Source organism: Pseudotamlana haliotis, assembly GCF_008806375.1.
GTDB classification, from domain to species: Bacteria; Bacteroidota; Bacteroidia; order Flavobacteriales; family Flavobacteriaceae; genus Pseudotamlana; species Pseudotamlana haliotis.
Map to the genome: position 1 here is coordinate 139401 of NZ_WAAT01000050.1, position 16257 is coordinate 155657.

The 16257-nt window shown below is 36.4% G+C and carries 17 protein-coding genes; 6 read left to right on the top strand and 11 right to left on the bottom strand.

Going from position 1 to position 16257, the window contains the following annotated elements; all coding sequences use genetic code 11:
* Window positions 1-3: 3 nt before the first annotated feature.
* Complete coding sequence (gene folP / locus F6U93_RS11975) at window positions 4-828, bottom strand: dihydropteroate synthase (RefSeq protein WP_150940480.1); 825 nt, start codon at window positions 826-828, stop codon at window positions 4-6.
* A 104-nt stretch (window positions 829-932) separates the two neighbouring features.
* Between folP and F6U93_RS11980 the strand changes: the two genes are divergently transcribed.
* The 5 genes from F6U93_RS11980 (at window position 933) to tpiA (ending at window position 5031) form a co-directional block, all read left to right on the top strand.
* Window positions 933-1478 carry a DUF1599 domain-containing protein gene (locus F6U93_RS11980; protein ID WP_150940119.1) on the top strand — a complete coding sequence of 182 codons (546 nt, stop codon included), beginning with the start codon at window positions 933-935 and terminating at the stop codon, window positions 1476-1478.
* On the top strand, window positions 1475-2569 hold the full coding sequence (locus F6U93_RS11985; protein WP_150940120.1) for a BT_3928 family protein: 1095 nt from the start codon (window positions 1475-1477) through the stop codon (window positions 2567-2569). Before F6U93_RS11980 ends, F6U93_RS11985 begins: the two co-directional genes overlap by 4 nt.
* Before the next feature lie 43 nt (window positions 2570-2612).
* Window positions 2613-3689 carry an ABC transporter permease gene (locus F6U93_RS11990; protein WP_150940122.1) on the top strand — a complete coding sequence of 359 codons (1077 nt, stop codon included), beginning with the start codon at window positions 2613-2615 and terminating at the stop codon, window positions 3687-3689.
* A 66-nt stretch (window positions 3690-3755) separates the two neighbouring features.
* Complete coding sequence (locus F6U93_RS11995; RefSeq protein ID WP_150940124.1) at window positions 3756-4247, top strand: TlpA family protein disulfide reductase; 492 nt, start codon at window positions 3756-3758, stop codon at window positions 4245-4247.
* Window positions 4248-4281: 34 nt separating this feature from the next.
* The gene (gene tpiA, locus F6U93_RS12000) at window positions 4282-5031 is read left to right on the top strand and encodes a triose-phosphate isomerase (protein WP_150940126.1); all 750 of its coding nucleotides are present in this window, start codon (window positions 4282-4284) and stop codon (window positions 5029-5031) included.
* Window positions 5032-5239: 208 nt separating this feature from the next.
* Here the strand turns inward: tpiA and miaA are convergent, their stop codons facing one another.
* The 7 genes from miaA to F6U93_RS12035 form a co-directional block, all read right to left on the bottom strand.
* The gene (miaA, locus tag F6U93_RS12005) at window positions 5240-6157 is read right to left on the bottom strand and encodes a tRNA (adenosine(37)-N6)-dimethylallyltransferase MiaA (RefSeq protein WP_150940482.1); all 918 of its coding nucleotides are present in this window, start codon (window positions 6155-6157) and stop codon (window positions 5240-5242) included.
* A gap of 255 nt (window positions 6158-6412) precedes the next feature.
* Complete coding sequence (locus F6U93_RS12010; protein ID WP_150940128.1) at window positions 6413-7261, bottom strand: ion transporter; 849 nt, start codon at window positions 7259-7261, stop codon at window positions 6413-6415.
* Window positions 7262-7283: 22 nt separating this feature from the next.
* Complete coding sequence (locus F6U93_RS12015) at window positions 7284-9248, bottom strand: DUF3857 domain-containing protein (protein WP_150940130.1); 1965 nt, start codon at window positions 9246-9248, stop codon at window positions 7284-7286.
* Window positions 9249-9285: 37 nt separating this feature from the next.
* A complete protein-coding gene (locus F6U93_RS12020; protein WP_150940132.1) occupies window positions 9286-10650 on the bottom strand; it encodes an exonuclease domain-containing protein in 1365 nt (454 codons plus the stop codon).
* Window positions 10651-10837: 187 nt separating this feature from the next.
* On the bottom strand, window positions 10838-11503 hold the full coding sequence (locus F6U93_RS12025; RefSeq protein ID WP_150940133.1) for a YggS family pyridoxal phosphate-dependent enzyme: 666 nt from the start codon (window positions 11501-11503) through the stop codon (window positions 10838-10840).
* Between the two features lie 70 nt (window positions 11504-11573).
* On the bottom strand, window positions 11574-12467 hold the full coding sequence (locus F6U93_RS12030; RefSeq protein ID WP_150940135.1) for a 3-hydroxyacyl-CoA dehydrogenase family protein: 894 nt from the start codon (window positions 12465-12467) through the stop codon (window positions 11574-11576).
* A complete protein-coding gene (locus F6U93_RS12035; RefSeq protein ID WP_150940137.1) occupies window positions 12468-13427 on the bottom strand; it encodes a Gfo/Idh/MocA family protein in 960 nt (319 codons plus the stop codon).
* Window positions 13428-13583: 156 nt separating this feature from the next.
* Here F6U93_RS12035 and F6U93_RS12040 point away from each other — a divergent pair, with 156 nt between their 5' ends.
* A complete protein-coding gene (locus F6U93_RS12040) occupies window positions 13584-14225 on the top strand; it encodes a protein-L-isoaspartate(D-aspartate) O-methyltransferase (RefSeq protein WP_150940140.1) in 642 nt (213 codons plus the stop codon).
* Between the two features lie 473 nt (window positions 14226-14698).
* On the opposite strand, the gene F6U93_RS12045 is transcribed toward F6U93_RS12040, so the two are convergent.
* The 3 genes from F6U93_RS12045 to F6U93_RS12055 all read right to left on the bottom strand — a co-directional run bounded on the left by F6U93_RS12045 (window position 14699) and on the right by F6U93_RS12055 (window position 16076).
* Entirely contained in the window at window positions 14699-15271 is a 573-nt protein-coding gene (locus tag F6U93_RS12045; RefSeq protein WP_150940142.1) for a hypothetical protein, read from the bottom strand.
* A 52-nt stretch (window positions 15272-15323) separates the two neighbouring features.
* Window positions 15324-15782 carry an SsrA-binding protein SmpB gene (gene smpB / locus F6U93_RS12050; protein WP_150940144.1) on the bottom strand — a complete coding sequence of 153 codons (459 nt, stop codon included), beginning with the start codon at window positions 15780-15782 and terminating at the stop codon, window positions 15324-15326.
* A gap of 84 nt (window positions 15783-15866) precedes the next feature.
* On the bottom strand, window positions 15867-16076 hold the full coding sequence (locus F6U93_RS12055) for a dodecin (RefSeq protein ID WP_150940146.1): 210 nt from the start codon (window positions 16074-16076) through the stop codon (window positions 15867-15869).
* Window positions 16077-16257 lie beyond the last annotated feature (181 nt).

Genomic DNA, 16257 nt, shown 5'->3' on the forward strand with positions numbered 1-16257 from the left:
TGTTTATTGTTTTAAGGCTTCAATGAGTTTGATCGTTTCAACAGCTTCTTTGACATCGTGAACACGCAAAATTGAAGCGCCTTTTTGTAAAGCTACGGTGTTTAAAACTGAAGTACCGTTTAAAGCCTTATCAGCTGTAGTGTTTAAGGATTTATAAATCATAGATTTTCTTGAAACGCCTATTAGCAAAGGTTTGTCGGTCATTTTAAAAAGCTCAAGTTTATTGAGTAGTTCAAAATTCTGCTCTAAGGTTTTCGCAAATCCAAAACCAGGGTCTACAATAACATCAATGATTCCAAAGGCTTTAGCGGCAGCAATACGTTCAGAAAAATAGAATAACACCTCTTTTGTCAAATCGCTATAATCAGTTTGGTGTTGCATGGTTTTTGGAGTGCCACGCATGTGCATCATAATGTAGGGTACTTTTAAATCGGCCACCGTTTGTAGCATATTATCATCTAATTTCCCCGCTGAAATATCATTAATTAAAGCCGCGCCGGCTTCTATACCTTGTTTGGCGACTTCACTTCTAAAGGTGTCGATAGATAATAAAATATCAGGAAAGTTTTTTACCAGCGACTTAATAATGGGAATAATACGATTCAATTCCTCGGTTTCACTCACATGGTCGGCATTGGGTCTAGAACTGTAAGCGCCAACATCTATAAAAGTAGCACCGGCTTTGAGCATTTTTTCAACAGCAAGAAGTACCTCTTTTTCATTTTTATGAGCCCCGCCATCATAAAACGAATCGGGCGTGATGTTTAATATGCCCATCACTTTTGGTGACGTTAAATCGATGAGCTGTCCTTTGCAATTTATGGTCATTAATGTGGTTTTGTGAGGTCTAGCCATGTTAATATAACTTTAAGACATAAACCTTTGAACATTCTAATTATTTATGCGAAATTTACGCAAAATTCAATTTATTCATGCAAGATACTTCAAAACAATACGATGCCGTAATAGATACCTGCAAAAGTTTATTTATTAAGAAAATGAGTGACTACGGGAGTGCATGGCGAATTTTAAGATTACCATCACTTACCGATCAGATTTTTATTAAAGCACAACGTATTAGAGGCTTGCAGCAAAATGATGTTAGAAAGGTTGATGAAGGCGAAGTCAGCGAGTTTATTGGGATTATTAACTACAGCATTATGGCTTTAATTCAGTTAGAGAAAGGGGTAGTAGAACAACCTGATTTATCTACTGAAGAAGCGACCGAGCTATACACCAAAATGGCGGCAACCACCAAAAAACTCATGGAAGATAAAAACCATGATTACGGAGAAGCTTGGCGTGACATGCGCGTGAGTAGTTTAACCGATTTAATTTTGCAAAAATTACTTCGTGTCAAGCAAATTGAAGATAATCAAGGAAAAACATTAGTAAGCGAGGGTATAGATGCCAATTATCAAGACATGATTAATTACGCCATCTTCGCCATGATTCATTTAAACGCCCACAACGCATGAGAATATTAGTAGCACTTTCAAGAATTTTTGTTGGAATTTTATTTATCATTTCAGGATTTATTAAACTTAATGACCCGCTTGGGTTTTCATATAAATTACAAGAGTATTTTAGTGCCGATGTTTTGAACATCGAATTTTTAATTCCTTATGCCCTTGGTATTTCGATTTTAGTCGTGGTCTTTGAGGTAGTTTTAGGGGTATTCTTATTAATAGGGTATAGGCCTAAATTCACAGTTTGGAGTTTACTGTTAATGATTGTCTTTTTTACATTTTTAACGTTCTATTCAGCTTATTTTGATAAGGTTAAAAACTGTGGGTGTTTTGGAGACGCTTTAAAATTAACACCTTGGGAGAGTTTTACTAAAGATGTAATCTTGTTGATCTTTATTCTTATTCTTTTTGTAGGTGTTAAATATATTCATCCGGTGTTCGGAAAGTTACAAACCACCATTTTAGCTTTATTGAGTTTTATTTTAAGCTTGTGGTTTGGATTTCATGTTTTAGAACATTTACCTGCTATAGATTTTAGAGCTTATAAAATTGGAGCTAATATTACAGAAGGCATGACGGTTCCAGAAAATGCTCCAAAACCGGTTCAGGAATACAGTTGGACTTTCAATGTGAATGGCGAAGAAAAGGTCATCAAAACCAACGGATCATACCCCTCTGTAGATGGTGATTACGTGAGTGTAGAAACTAAAGTGATTGAAGAGGGTTACGTGCCACCAATTTATGATTTCTCTATTGAAACGGACGGCGAAGATCTAACCGCACAGTTCTTAAGTGAAGAAAATCTTATTGTTGTGGTGTCTTACAGCCTTGAAAATATTGAAAAAGGGGGCGCTATAAAATTAAAAGCCCTACAGGATAGAGCCCGTCAAAACGGATTCAAAATTATTGGCTTAACTGCTTCAGGAGAAGATGCTAAACAACGTATCAAAGACACTTATAATATCGATTTTGAATTTTATCTTTGTGACGAAAAAGCATTGAAAACTGTTGTTCGCTCAAACCCTGGAGTTATAGAATTAGATCAAGGTACTGTAAAACAAAAGGTACATTGGAACGATATTGAAGATTTAGAATTGTAACTTTAGCACAGTTAAACGAAAAAACAAACCAAACCGAAACTATTTGATAGGCTATTTATTAAATAAAATTTTATATGCGATACTGACTCTTTTTGGGGTGGTTACCGTGATATTCTTTTTATTTAATGTACTTCCTGGTGATCCTGCACAAATGATGTTGGGGCAGAATGAAGATAGCGAACAATTAGCGCTTGTTAAGAAAAAATATGGTTTTGATAAATCTATAAGTACCCAATATCTGTATTACATTAATGATTTATCGCCTGTATCCTTTCACTCAAATAATCCCGACGATTATACCTTTTTAAGAGAAGGGAAATATCACGAAACACAATTGTTTTCAGTGGGAAATACCACTGTAGTATTGAAATTACCCTATTTAAGAGAATCTTTCACCAAACAAGGCAAACTGGTGAGTCAGGTTTTAGGTGAAACCTTACCTAATACCTTTGTTTTAGCCATAACAGCTATTGTGATCGCCATGATTTTAGGCGTTTCTCTAGGGGTTGTTTCCGCTTTAAATAAAGATACTTGGCTCGATAAACTGATTCAAATTATAAGCACCTTTGGTATGAGTGTGCCATCCTTTTTTAGTGCCATTCTATTTGCTTGGTGCTTTGGTTATGTCTTGCATGAATACACCAATTTAGAAATGACAGGCAGTCTGTATGAGCTGGATGATTTTGGTGAAGGCATGCATATCCGCTGGAAAAACTTAATTCTTCCAGCTATTGTACTAGGTATTCGTCCGCTAGCTGTGGTGATTCAACTCATGCGTAACTCATTATTAGAAGTATTTAATCAAGATTATATCAGAACCGCTCGCGCCAAGGGTTTGAGTGAGTTTCAAATTATAAAAAGACACGCCATTAAAAATGCTTTAAATCCGGTGGTTACAGCCATTTCAGGATGGTTTGCGTCCATGCTAGCCGGAGCCGTTTTTGTGGAGTATATTTTTGGCTGGAATGGACTAGGGAAAGAGATAGTAAATGCATTAAATACCCTAGATTTACCAGTAATAATGGGAGCAGTACTTATTATAGCATTGCTTTTTATCATCATCAATATTTTTGTAGATCTTATTTACGTGTGGTTAGACCCTAAAGTGAAGCTAGAATAAACTTTACTAGTGTTAGTTTAATGAAGAAAGTAAGACCAATGAGTTTAATATTAAATTGTCTTCAAAATGAAAAAAATAGTTTACCTACTTGTTATCTTATTGAGTTTTACGGGTTGTGACGCACAAACCCCAGAAAAATTTACCGAAGCCGCTTTAAATGATGAATTTTTAAGTTTATCAGGCCAATCTGTGGCACTTAAAGATATTTTAAAAGCACACGAAGGCAAGGATATTGTCGTCGAAATTTGGGCATCATGGTGTAGTGACTGCATCAAAGGGATGCCTAAAGTGAAAGCCTTACAAGCTAAGCACAAGGATGTCGCTTATATCTTTTTATCTTTAGATCGTAAAATTAGTGCGTGGAAAAACGGGATTGAAAAATATGAAGTAGAAGGTGAGCACTATTTCCTAGAGCAAGGGAAAAAGAGTGCTTTTGGTGAATTTGTAAATATTGATTGGATACCACGCTATATGGTTGTTGATGCCGCAGGAAACATTAAGTTGTTCAAAGCAGTTGAGGCCGATGACCAAAACATAGAACACATTTTAAACAACTAAATAAAAATCCTTGATAAAACAAGGTACAACTACCATGAGAAAACAAATTGTAGCAGGAAACTGGAAAATGAACAATGATTTAGCGCAAACTGAAACGCTTATTTCAAGTTTAAAAGCTCAAGTGAAAACCTCAAATGCAGAAGTCATGATTGCACCTACCGCAACCAATCTATGGCATGCTTATAACAGTACAAAGAATGCAGGTATTGAAGTGATTGCTCAAAACATGCACTTCGCTGAAAATGGTGCTTACACAGGCGAAATTAGTGCAGCCATGCTAAAGAGTATCGGAATCAATACAGTGATTTTAGGGCATAGTGAGCGTCGTGAGTACTTCAATGAAACCGATGAAACTCTAGCCAAAAAAGTAGATGCTGCGCTTGCAAAAGGCATGCGTATTATTTTCTGTTTCGGAGAAGAATTAGCCGACAGAAAATCAGGAAACGAAGAGAATGTTGTAGGCGATCAGATTAAAAAAGCCTTATTTCATTTGTCTGCAGCCGATTTTCAAAATATCGTATTGGCTTACGAGCCTGTTTGGGCCATTGGAACCGGAGAAACAGCCACAGCAGAGCAGGCACAAGACATGCACGCTTTCATAAGAAAAACTTTAGCCGATAAATACGGTAACGATATTGCTGAAGACGTTTCTATCCTTTATGGTGGTAGTGTAAAACCAGCAAATGCCGAAGAGATTTTCTCTAAACCAGATGTAGATGGCGGATTAATAGGAGGTGCTGCGCTTAATGCCGAAGACTTTTTCGGAATCGTTAATGCCTTTTAATTCATAAAAATATAGTTCACTTTCAATAATATGGAAATGAATTAAAATAATTTGGGCGTTACCCCGATGAAAAATCGGGGTCGCGCTTTACGTTATATCTTTTTCTCGTATCCTCAAAAAAGGATGCCACTTCAATCGCTAACGCGGCACCACGTGTTTATACCTGATTTTTTATAGAATGTTAAGTCATTTAGACTCTTGATAGTGGTTAACTTCGCATTTCTTTCTCTAAAGTAGAAGTTATTGTATTCAGACTTTCTTCATAATCAAACCATAGCGTATTTTGGTTTCTTTTGAACCAAGTAAGCTGGCGTTTTGCAAAACGGCGAGAGTTCTTTTTAATTTCTGAAATGGAAAATTCTAAAGACCATTCGCCATTTAAATAGTTGAAAATCTCTTTGTAGCCTACCGTATTTAGGGCGTTTAATTGTTGAAATTCTTGTAAACTTTTAACCTCGTCCAGTAAGCCTTGTTCCATCATAATGTCTACACGCCTGTTAATACGGTCGTAAATGATTTCGCGGTCGGCTTTTAGTCCAACGGTTAAGGTCTTAAATGGACGTTTATCTTTGCCTTTATTTAAAAACGAGCTATACGGTTTGTTGCTACCCAAACAAATTTCAAGAGCACGGATAACGCGATGCGGGTTATCTATAGCAATGGTGTTGTAGCTTTTTAGGTCTAATGCTTTGAGCTGGTTTTGTAGGTGTTCTAAACCTTTAGTTTCTAAATCCTGATTTAGGCTTTCGCGTATTTTGGGGTCTACTTCAGGGAAATCATCTAAGCCTTTAACCACAGCATCTACATACAAACCCGAGCCTCCTACTAAAACCACTACATCATGTTTTTTGAACAAGTGTTCTAAGCAATTAAGGGCGTCTTTTTCAAAAGCACCAACATTATAATTTTCTTCAACAGATTTATGCTGAATAAAATGATGCGGAGCAGCTGCGAGTTCTACTGGACTTGGGGCAGCGGTACCAATTTGCATTTCTTTAAAAAACTGGCGGGAATCGGCTGAAATAATTTCGGTGTTGAAGTGTTGTGCTAGCTTGATACTAAGCGCTGTTTTTCCAATAGCCGTAGGGCCAACAACAGCAATAAGGTATTTGTTTGTTGAGTTTATGATATTAAAATTTAGATATTTTGTAAAGTTATATTGAAAAACGGATTGCACAAATGTTTCACATGAAAATATGTTTGGAGTTCTGGTTTGCGTTAAGGATTGCAGTGGAAATCCTTTTTAAAACATGAAGTTAGCCATAGCCATTAAAAAATACCGATAAGCTTAATGGTGTACGGAAATTTCAAATGAGTAATTTTAAAAAGATTGCAACGGAAAGCCTGACCGCGCCAGAGCGTGGTAACGCCCAAAATACATTTATAAGTTTTCACCACAACGGTAACAAAACTTAGCTTTGTCTTTATGATGTTCGGCGGTACAATTAGGGCAGGATTGTGAATTTAAGTGAACAAAGGGCTCGGAATTCCCTTCTTTTTCAGGGTTTTTATTGCTTTGGCTGGTGTATTCGGCAGAGACAATTCCGGTGGGAACCGCAATAATTCCGTAACCTAAAACCATAACTATGGCGGCGATAAATTGACCTAGTGGGGTTTGAGGCGCAATATCTCCAAAACCAACGGTTGTGAGGGTTACAATACACCAATAGACGCTTCGTGGAATGTTTGAAAAACCGTTTTCTTCACCTTCAACCAAATACATAATGGTACCTAAAATGATAGCAATAATGACTACGGCAAAAAGAAATACCCCAATTTTGGCACGACTGGCTTTTAAGGCATTGACTAAGTTTCTTGAAGCGCCTAGGTAACGAGCGAGTTTTAAGATTCTAAAAACACGAAGTAAACGTAGGGCACGTAAAGCTGCCAAAGCGTGGATGCCTCCAAAAAACAATGAAATGTATTTTGGTACGGTAGAAAGTAAATCTATAATGCCATAAAAGCTACAAATATAACGGATGGGCTTTTTGACGGTAACAATGCGTATGATGTATTCGATGGTAAAGAGTATGGTGATAATCCATTCTGAAATATTTAAAAACGCATGATATTGTTCGTCTATACTTTTAACGCTTTCCAACATCACAAGTAAAATACTGGCAATGATGGTGATGAGTAAAATAACATCAAAAAGTTTACCCGCACGGGTGTCTGCTTCATAAATGATTTCATGAAGTTTGCGTTTCCACGATTTTTGGGGTTGACTCATAGGGCTTAAATGTAATAAATGATTACGAGCTTTTGGTAATGAGTATGGTTGAATTGTTTTGTACCTCTAGAATTTTACTCATAAATTCCTTTAAGTACTCATAATATTCCGGTTCGTAAATGGATTTATTGAAAGTAATCTTAAGCATGACGTTTATAGCATTATTGACTTGTTTTGAAGTAAAAACGAAAGTACCCGTGTTATTTGGTAATTGAAAGGCCATATCTTCTGGCATGCTTTTAACAGCATATCCGCTGCCTATATTGATGTTAGCAGAATAAAAATAGGTGTCCTTATAACCAAAATCGATAGGGTAGGTGCGCTCTTGTAGTTTAAACGGATTTTCGCTAAAAAACTGCATTAAAATCGGGCTTAAATAAATGTTACCTGCGATGCTTTCCAGTTCATGTTTGATATGATAACTTTCCTTAAATTCGGGACTACTGTGGTCTTCTAAGTCGGTTTCAAGATCTGAAACTTCGCTATTGAGATGCATTTCTTCTAAGTCTTTAAGATAGGCGTTTTCATCATTGCGATAGGCTTTTTTACTATCATAAGCATGATAGCCTGTTTTTTTAGTGCGTACTTGACCACTAAGTGCATTGTTGTCGTCTAAACTTAATTCAGCCATATAGTAACTGGCTGTTTGATTGTTGGGTTTTAAATCAATCCATTTACTTTCGTTTTTAAAATCAAATAATCGACCGTGGTGATTTAAACATCGGTACGGAATTTGGCCAAAGCTTAGGTAGTCATCGGTAGCATCAAGTAAATAAGTTTTATCGTTTATTATGGCTTGAACAAGTATATAATTATAGTCTGAAAGCACAGGGTAAAGCATAGTAGGAAAACCGTTATTTCTAGTAGAAAGCAAAACCGGTTTAACCTTAACTCCAGCTTCGTTTAATAGATTATGGAGTAAAATATTTATAGACGAAACGTTACCCGATTTATTTTTGATAAGGTCTTTTACAGCTACATCGTTGAAAATGTCGTATTCTTCATTCCAAGTGTAGTTTGTTTGAACATAGGAGAAAATGGCTTGTGCTTTTTTAAGTGGGTCGTTTTCAGCTATAATTTCTGGGGCTAGAAATTCTTCTAAATCAATTGATTTTTTTAACTGTTTGCCAATGTCTTTATCGGTTCTAAGTTCTTTGTCTACATCTTTCCATGATTTGGTATAGTGTTGCTTGACACCATCAGCTTGAGTAAAAGTTTTGAGCTCATATTCAATACGAGCTAGGTAATTTTGTTTGGTTGTAATAAAATCTTCTTCAATAAAAGCAGGAACGTCTTTCATGACATAAGTGGAAATGGCACAATCTGCAGATCCACGGCCAACTTCCAAACAGGTTTTCTTGAGTTCAGAATCGTTTATTGCTAGTTTTTTACCGCCTACAAGTTTTATGTGGTAATCCCAGTAGCCTGGAATGCTCGTATCATACTGACTATAAAGTGTAGGGATATCACTTTGAAAAGCCCAACCATGATATTTAAACATAAACGGTGAGGTGATGGTATAACTATAGGTAATTACCGAACCTGCTTTGATGTTGGGCAATGTAAACTTGACTAGGGTATGGTTTTCATCGTATTCTTCTCTGAAGATATGGGCTTCTTTTAGTTTTGTGGTTTCAACTTGTCCGCCAACTTGATTGCGGGTGGTCCCAATGATTTCAGAAGCTTTTTCGTAGCGTCCGCTATCATTTTTGTATAAATGAATGAGTACGTTGGCATGGTCAAAACCTTCTTGATTTAAGATTTTGATTTTTCGTTTTACTTCTGTTCTTAGTTTGAAGTCGTTTTTATCTACATAGCTATTACCATATTCATAAATGACGATAGCGTTGGCGGTAGAATCTTTTTTAAAGGTGTTTGTGGTAAGGTCGCCAGAAGTAATATTAAAGGAATCGGCGTTGTAATTTTCTTGAGCAAAAATGTGAAGGAAAGTGCATAATAAGAATAGCACCAGTAAGGCTTTATTCATGTTTTTTAGTTGGTTTGGTGGTTGGTTGGTGTTGGTTTTAATCGAAGTTTATAATTTTTAAGCGTTTGTGTTTTCGTAAATAGCTTTGAATAATATGTTGGGAATCGCGGTTATTTTCCATAGGGGTGATGATGGATTCTAGAACGTCTAAGTTGTTAATTTGGTAGTTGAGGTTGTAGAACCCTGTACCTTTAAATACACCGTTTTCAATGAGGATGGCACTGCGTTCATCAACCTCGCGACCGCGGTCAATAATCACCATGTTTTTATTGGCGTAGCTATATTTATCAATGAGCGCTTGAACCCGTTTGTTATAAGATTCTGGTGATTCTTCTTGTACACAGGCACCGTGACAACTTTTTACCTCGTAATGAAAACAACTGTTTTTAGTTTTGTATATGCCCGTTAGTTTTTGGCAGAGTTCGAATTCCTCATCAGCACGTGTGATAAAACTTTTGGCACTTTGGAGGTTAGTAAAGGTTGTTATGGCTTTTTTTCGGCCGTCAGCCTTGTCAATTTTTAGATTAATGTAGCCGTTATCATCTACAAAATGATAAAGAGCATAATTAAAAATGGAGCGTTTTAAAGCGTGATTAAATCGTGGTTTTATACGTTTTATGGCTTCGTTTTCTTTCAAAAGGGCGATTAACTCACTGCCTGTGAGTTCATAAGTGACATTGGTGACTTTAGATTGAAGCCTTTTGGCTTTTGAATTGGTATTGGTAAAATGCTGGTTCACCCGTTTTTTGATATTGTTGCTTTTACCGATATAAACAATGTCGCCATCTTCTTGATGCATGTAGTATACGCCAGTAGTCGCAGGCATTTCAGCTATAATATCAAGGTGTTTGGGGGCGACTTTCTCCTTAAGATTGACCTTAATTGAATTTTTTATAATGGTTTTAGTTGTGTCTTTGTCTAAGAGTAATTTAAACAACTTTACTGTAGCTAGGGCATCACCAGAAGCACGATGTCTATCGGTTACAGGAATGCCAAGTGAGCGTACGAGTTTACCTAAACTGTAAGAGGCTTGCCCAGGAATCAATTCTTTAGACAGTTCAACCGTACAAAGGGATTTACGCTCGTAGTCGAAACCTAAACGACGGAATTCCGTACGTAAAATACGGTAATCAAATTGAGCGTTGTGAGCCACTAATATGCATCCTTCGGTAATTTCAACAATACGTTTTGCTACCTCGTAAAACTTTGGGGCATTCTTAAGCATATTACTGTTTATACCGGTTAGATTTACTACGAAAGGTTGAATTTCACGTTCGGGGTTGATTAAGCTTATAAATTGATCGACCACCTCATATCCGTCAAATTTATAGATGGCTATTTCGGTTATGCCTTCTTCGTTAAATTTTCCTCCGGTGGTTTCTATGTCTAGTATGGCGTACAATATATGTTTTTACGTTTTTAAGTAGTTAAAGTAGTTAAGTAGTTAAGTAGTTATGTAGTTAAGGAGTTAAGTTGCTATGTAGTTAAAAGTTAATTTATAAATATTTAATCATCATTTTTCAATAATCAATAATCAATAGTCTTCTGTACTCTGTCACTCTTCATTATTCATTTTTACTTATTCATTATTAACTCCTATGCCCAAATATACTACTTCCCACGCGAACCATGGTACTGCCACAGGCTATGGCTAATTTATAATCGCCACTCATGCCCATGCTTATAGTTTCGGGTTTAAAGTTAGGATGTTCTATGTTTTTTAAGCTATCGAAAGCCGATTTTAAGCTGTTAAATTCATTTTTAATTTGAGCTTCATTTTCCGTAAAGGTGGCCATGCCCATCACGCCGGTGACTTTGATGTTTTTTAATGATGAAAAGTCTTCCGACTGAAAAATAGCTTCAGCATCTGATAAGGTCATTCCGAATTTAGAATCTTCCGAAGCAATTTTTATCTGAAGCAAACAGTTGATGGTTCTCTCATGTTTTTCGGCTTGCTTATTAATTTCTTTTAAGAGCTTGAAATTATCAACACCATGAATTAAGGACACAAACTCAGCCATGTATTTTACTTTGTTGCGCTGCACATGACCAATCATATGCCACTCGATGTCTTTAGGCATGATTTCGTGTTTTTCGGCCATTTCTTGAATCTTATTCTCTCCAAAAATACGTTGTCCAGCCTCATAAGCTTCCATTAAATCACTTACAGGTTTGGTTTTAGAAACCGCCACCAAAGTGACCTGTTCTGGTAATGTGGATTTTATGTTTTTCAGGTTTTCTGAAATGCTTGTCATATATATTGTTTTTCTTGTTAAGCCGTTAAACCGACAAGATTTTTTAATTTCAGTTAAAAGAAAATGGAATTTAAGCTTTCACAAACTGTTTGGCAATTTTTTCAGCCTTTTTACTTTCTGAATAATCGTAAAAGCCTTCACCAGATTTCACTCCCAATTTACCTGCTCTAACCATATTAACGAGAAGGGGACATGGGGCGTATTTCGGATTTTTAAAACCGTCATACATGACGTTTAAAATTGATAAACACACGTCTAAACCAATAAAATCAGCTAATTGTAATGGGCCCATAGGGTGTGCCATGCCTAGTTTCATTACCGTATCAATTTCATAGACACCAGCCACGCCGTTGTATAAGGTTTCAATCGATTCGTTTAGCATGGGCATTAAAATACGATTGGCCACAAAGCCTGGGTAATCGTTGACTTCAACAGGTTCTTTTCCTAAGGTTCTAGAAAGTGCCATGATGCGTTTGGTCACGTGATCACTAGTGTTATAACCCCGAATGATTTCCACCAGTTTCATAATGGGCACCGGATTCATAAAATGCATACCAATAACACGCTCTGGCTTTGCAGTAACAGCCGCAATTTGTGTGATTGAAATCGAAGAGGTGTTGGTGGCTAAAATGGCGCTATCCAAACAAGCTTCATCAATGTTTTTAAAAATTTTGAGCTTTAATTCTAAATTTTCAGTAGCCGCTTCAACAATTAAATCGGATTGCGAGATGCCTTCAGCTAAATTGGTAAATGTTTCAATGTTGCTTAATGTGGAAGCTTTATCCGTTTGAGTAATTTTTTCCTTAGCCAACATGCGGTCTAAGTTCGTCGTGATGGTTTGAAGCCCTTTTGTTAAAGCTTCGTTGTTCACATCAATTAAACTGACTTTAAATCCGCTTTGCGCAAAAGTATGCGCAATACCGTTGCCCATAGTTCCTGCACCTATAACTGCAACATTTTTCATTTAGAAACAGTTTATAATTTGTGTGGCTACGCGAAGTGCTTCGGTGCCGTCATGTAAAGAAACAATTGGCGTTTGGTTGTTGTTAACCGCATCGGCAAAAGTTTCTAATTCATCTAAAATTGAATTGTTATCAGGGACTTCAGGATTATCAAAATAGATTTGCTTTTTTACGCCTTCAGCATTCTGAAGAATCATATCAAAATCGCCAGGGTTTTCTGGTGCGTCTTTCATTTTAACCACTTCACATTTCTTAGTTAAAAAATCAACCGAGATGTAAGCATCCTTTTGAAAGAAACGCGCTTTACGCATCTTTTTAAGTGAAATACGACTCGCGGTTAAATTGGCCACACAACCATTTTCAAATTCTAAGCGTGCATTAGCAATATCTGGTGTTTCACTAATAACAGAAACGCCACTGGCTGATATGTGTTTCACTTTAGACTTCACGATACTTAAAATAATATCAATATCATGAATCATTAAATCTAGAACTACAGGCACATCAGTTCCTCTAGGGTTAAATTCTGCCAAGCGGTGTGTTTCAATGAACATTGGTGATTTAATATCGTCTTTAATCGCGATAAAGGCCGGATTAAAACGCTCTACGTGTCCTACTTGTCCGCGTAAATTATGTTCGGCTAGAAGCTCACGAATATGTTCGGCTTCTTCAACCGTATTGGTAATAGGTTTTTCAATAAATATATGTTTGCCATTAGCAATGGCTTGTTTTGCGCAATCGTAGTGTGAAAGTGTTGGGGTAACGATATCAACCACATCAACAGCTTCAATAAGGGCGTCAATGGAGTTGAAAAATTTATAACCAAATTCGGCTTCAACCTTTTTACCGTTTTCTTCATCGGCATCATAAAAACCAACCAGATTGTATTTTTCAGATTGATTAAGCAGTCTTAAATGAATTTTACCTAAGTGTCCCGCACCTAGTACTCCAGCTTTTAGCATAATTTTTTAGGTTTTCAACAAAAATAAGATAATTAAAACACGAAGTTGGCTATTTGATGCTTAATTTTTGCTTTTAAAAAATGAAAAATAAATTTCAAAAAAGGGTTTGCTCTTAAAAAGGTTGGCTTATTTTTGTATGCCAAACCACCAGCCAAATTGAAAGATACTTATAGACATCAGGGATTACGTCAGCAACTCGTTAATGTATTGATAGATAAAGGGATAAAAGACCAAAACGTTTTGAAAGCCATTGGTAAGATTCCGCGTCATTTGTTCATGGATTCTAGTTTTTTAGACCATGCTTATCAAGATAAGGCTTTTCCAATTGCTGCTGATCAAACCATTTCACAGCCCTATACCGTAGCCTTTCAATCAGAATTACTTCAAATAAAAAGAGGCGATAAGATTTTAGAAATTGGCACGGGTAGCGGGTATCAAACCGCGGTACTTTGTGAATTGGGAGCACGTGTTTATAGTATTGAACGCCAGCATGAATTATTTAAAATTACCAGCCGTTTTTTACCAAAATTAGGCTATCGGGCTAAGAAGTTTATTTTCGGTGATGGTTATATCGGTTTAGAGGAAGAAGCACCTTATGATGGTATTATTGTAACCGCTGGAGCACCTTATGTACCAAAAGCTTTACTGAAGCAACTTAAAGTAGGGGCAAGGTTGGTTATTCCGGTAGGCGATAATGTACAAACCATGACCATGTTTACAAGAAAAGGCCCAAAAGAATTTGAGCAAGAAGAGTTTGGTGAATTTCGATTTGTGCCCTTATTAGAGGATAAAAATTAATAGGAAAATATCTGGTTGTAGGCAGAGGAGATCTTAAGTTATATATACAAAAAAATGCTTCTCGTCTCCGAAGAAGACCGTCACGAAACATCAAAGGAACCGATGTTCGAGCGGAGTCAAGCACGTTTCTGACAGGCAATAAAATAAAGCGCCAAGACCTAGATACATAAAGACGCGAATCGTAATAAATCAATAAAAATCAGTAAAATCTGTGTCTATAAAACTCTCTGTGAGTCTCTGCGAAATCTCCCCGAAGCTCTGTGTAACAATCTCGCAAGAGTAAGCCACCAAAAACCAGTAACTAATAACTAAAATAATACCTCGCCAAGACGTGAAGGCGCAAAGGTGTCGTAAGTAATAATTAGTGAGAATTAGTGAAATCTGTGTCTGTAAAACTCTCTGTGAGTCTCTGCGAAATCTCCCCGAAGCTCTGTGTAACAATCTCACAAGAGTAAGCTACCAAAAACCAGTAACTAATACCGCCCTTTTCTAGGCAAATATTCCTTAGGAATTAAATATCTATGCGTTTCATGTGTCCAAAACACATTGATAATCCACCAACGTTCCTCATCGTATAACAGTTGAAAGCTGTTGATGCCTCTTAAAAAAGGTTCTTCATCCGATAGATCATGATGAGCTTCAAAGGTGCTAAAAACTTGAGCGATATTGCCATAGATTTGAGTTTTTCTATGCAGTTCATGAATTAAAAATCCGTGGGTTTTGAACCATTCGCTCGATTTTTTCTTGTATTCATCGGGCGATAAGTAGCCCACTTGATACACGCCCATTTTACCTTCGCCAGTAGGAATCAGTTTGGCGTCTTTCTTAAAAAGGAACTTGAATTGTTTCCAGTTTCTTAGTGTATCTTTTTTTGCAGAAAGCACCTCGTAAAAGGTTTTAATCGTACCGTCTAGGGTTAGAACCACTTCTTTGTCCACGGTAAATTCCACTTTTTTAACGGTAGTGGTATCAATTTTTTCGGTGTCTTGAGCATGCAAATTAAGAACGCATGCGAAAAGAAATAGAACTGTAAATCTATTTAACATAAGAGGTTGTATTGATTTTTATGAGTATCAAACATAACGCTCAAAACCTAGGTTACTTATATATTTTTTTAATGCGGTCTAAATTTCTTTTATTATCACGGTCTTTAATCGTGTCGCGTTTATCGTAAAGCTTTTTACCTTTGGCTAATGCAATGTCTAATTTGGCATAACCGTTATCGTTGATAAACATGCGCAACGGAATAATAGTAAGCCCCGTATTTTGGACTTCCTTATTTAATTTTTTGAGCTCTTTCTTATTTAGTAAAAGTTTACGTTCAGCTTTCGGTTTGTGATTGTAGTAAGTCCCATAAATGTATTCTTCAATGGTCATATTAATAACAAAAAGTTCGCCCTTTTCGTTAAATTCACAAAAGCTTTCGGCAATAGAAGCCCGACTGTTTCTAATAGATTTTATTTCGGTACCGGTAAGCACAATGCCCGCCGTGTACTTGTCTAAAATTTCATATTGAAACCGTGCTTTCTTATTCTGTATGTTTATTTTTTTTTGCATGAAGCACAAAATTAAACAATTTTTAATTTGTGACTTCTATAAACTGCGTTTTGTTGGTTGTTTTTGTTCAGGTTTACAAAAGGTCTAACCGTTCATGGTAAAACCCAGCTTGATGGTCACTTGCCACCTGTCTACTTTTCCATCTTTAATAGAGCCTCGGGTATTGGTAGTTTCAAACCACCGTAGGTTTTGAATGGATTTTGAAGCCTTGTTTAAGGCATTAGTCACAGCGTCATCACTTGATTTTTCAGAGGTTCCAACAATTTCAATGATTTTGTAAATATGATCTTCCATAATATAAATGGTGTTAAAAGTTAATTGATATAAAATACAAAATTGTTAACGATAATATAAGTTTTGTGTTGATTACTTGCTGATAGTTTAAACTTTGTAAAGAATAATAGTGTTATGTGTAATGTTGATTATGATAGAAAAAAATCGGTATTTAGAATGATTTTTAATATATTTAGGAATA

Coding starts and splice junctions, on each gene's coding strand:
- F6U93_RS12010 (WP_150940128.1), bottom strand. CDS start 7,261: ATGAGTCAACCCCAAAAATCGTGGAAACGCAAACTTCATGAAATCATT.
- F6U93_RS12030 (WP_150940135.1), bottom strand. CDS start 12,467: ATGAAAAATGTTGCAGTTATAGGTGCAGGAACTATGGGCAACGGTATT.
- F6U93_RS12025 (WP_150940133.1), bottom strand. CDS start 11,503: ATGACAAGCATTTCAGAAAACCTGAAAAACATAAAATCCACATTACCA.
- folP (WP_150940480.1), bottom strand. CDS start 828: ATGACCATAAATTGCAAAGGACAGCTCATCGATTTAACGTCACCAAAA.
- F6U93_RS12045 (WP_150940142.1), bottom strand. CDS start 15,271: ATGTTAAATAGATTTACAGTTCTATTTCTTTTCGCATGCGTTCTTAAT.
- F6U93_RS12015 (WP_150940130.1), bottom strand. CDS start 9,248: ATGAATAAAGCCTTACTGGTGCTATTCTTATTATGCACTTTCCTTCAC.
- F6U93_RS12035 (WP_150940137.1), bottom strand. CDS start 13,427: ATGCTAAAAGCTGGAGTACTAGGTGCGGGACACTTAGGTAAAATTCAT.
- F6U93_RS11995 (WP_150940124.1), top strand. CDS start 3,756: ATGAAAAAAATAGTTTACCTACTTGTTATCTTATTGAGTTTTACGGGT.
- F6U93_RS11985 (WP_150940120.1), top strand. CDS start 1,475: ATGAGAATATTAGTAGCACTTTCAAGAATTTTTGTTGGAATTTTATTT.
- F6U93_RS12055 (WP_150940146.1), bottom strand. CDS start 16,076: ATGGAAGATCATATTTACAAAATCATTGAAATTGTTGGAACCTCTGAA.
- smpB (WP_150940144.1), bottom strand. CDS start 15,782: ATGCAAAAAAAAATAAACATACAGAATAAGAAAGCACGGTTTCAATAT.
- tpiA (WP_150940126.1), top strand. CDS start 4,282: ATGAGAAAACAAATTGTAGCAGGAAACTGGAAAATGAACAATGATTTA.
- F6U93_RS11980 (WP_150940119.1), top strand. CDS start 933: ATGCAAGATACTTCAAAACAATACGATGCCGTAATAGATACCTGCAAA.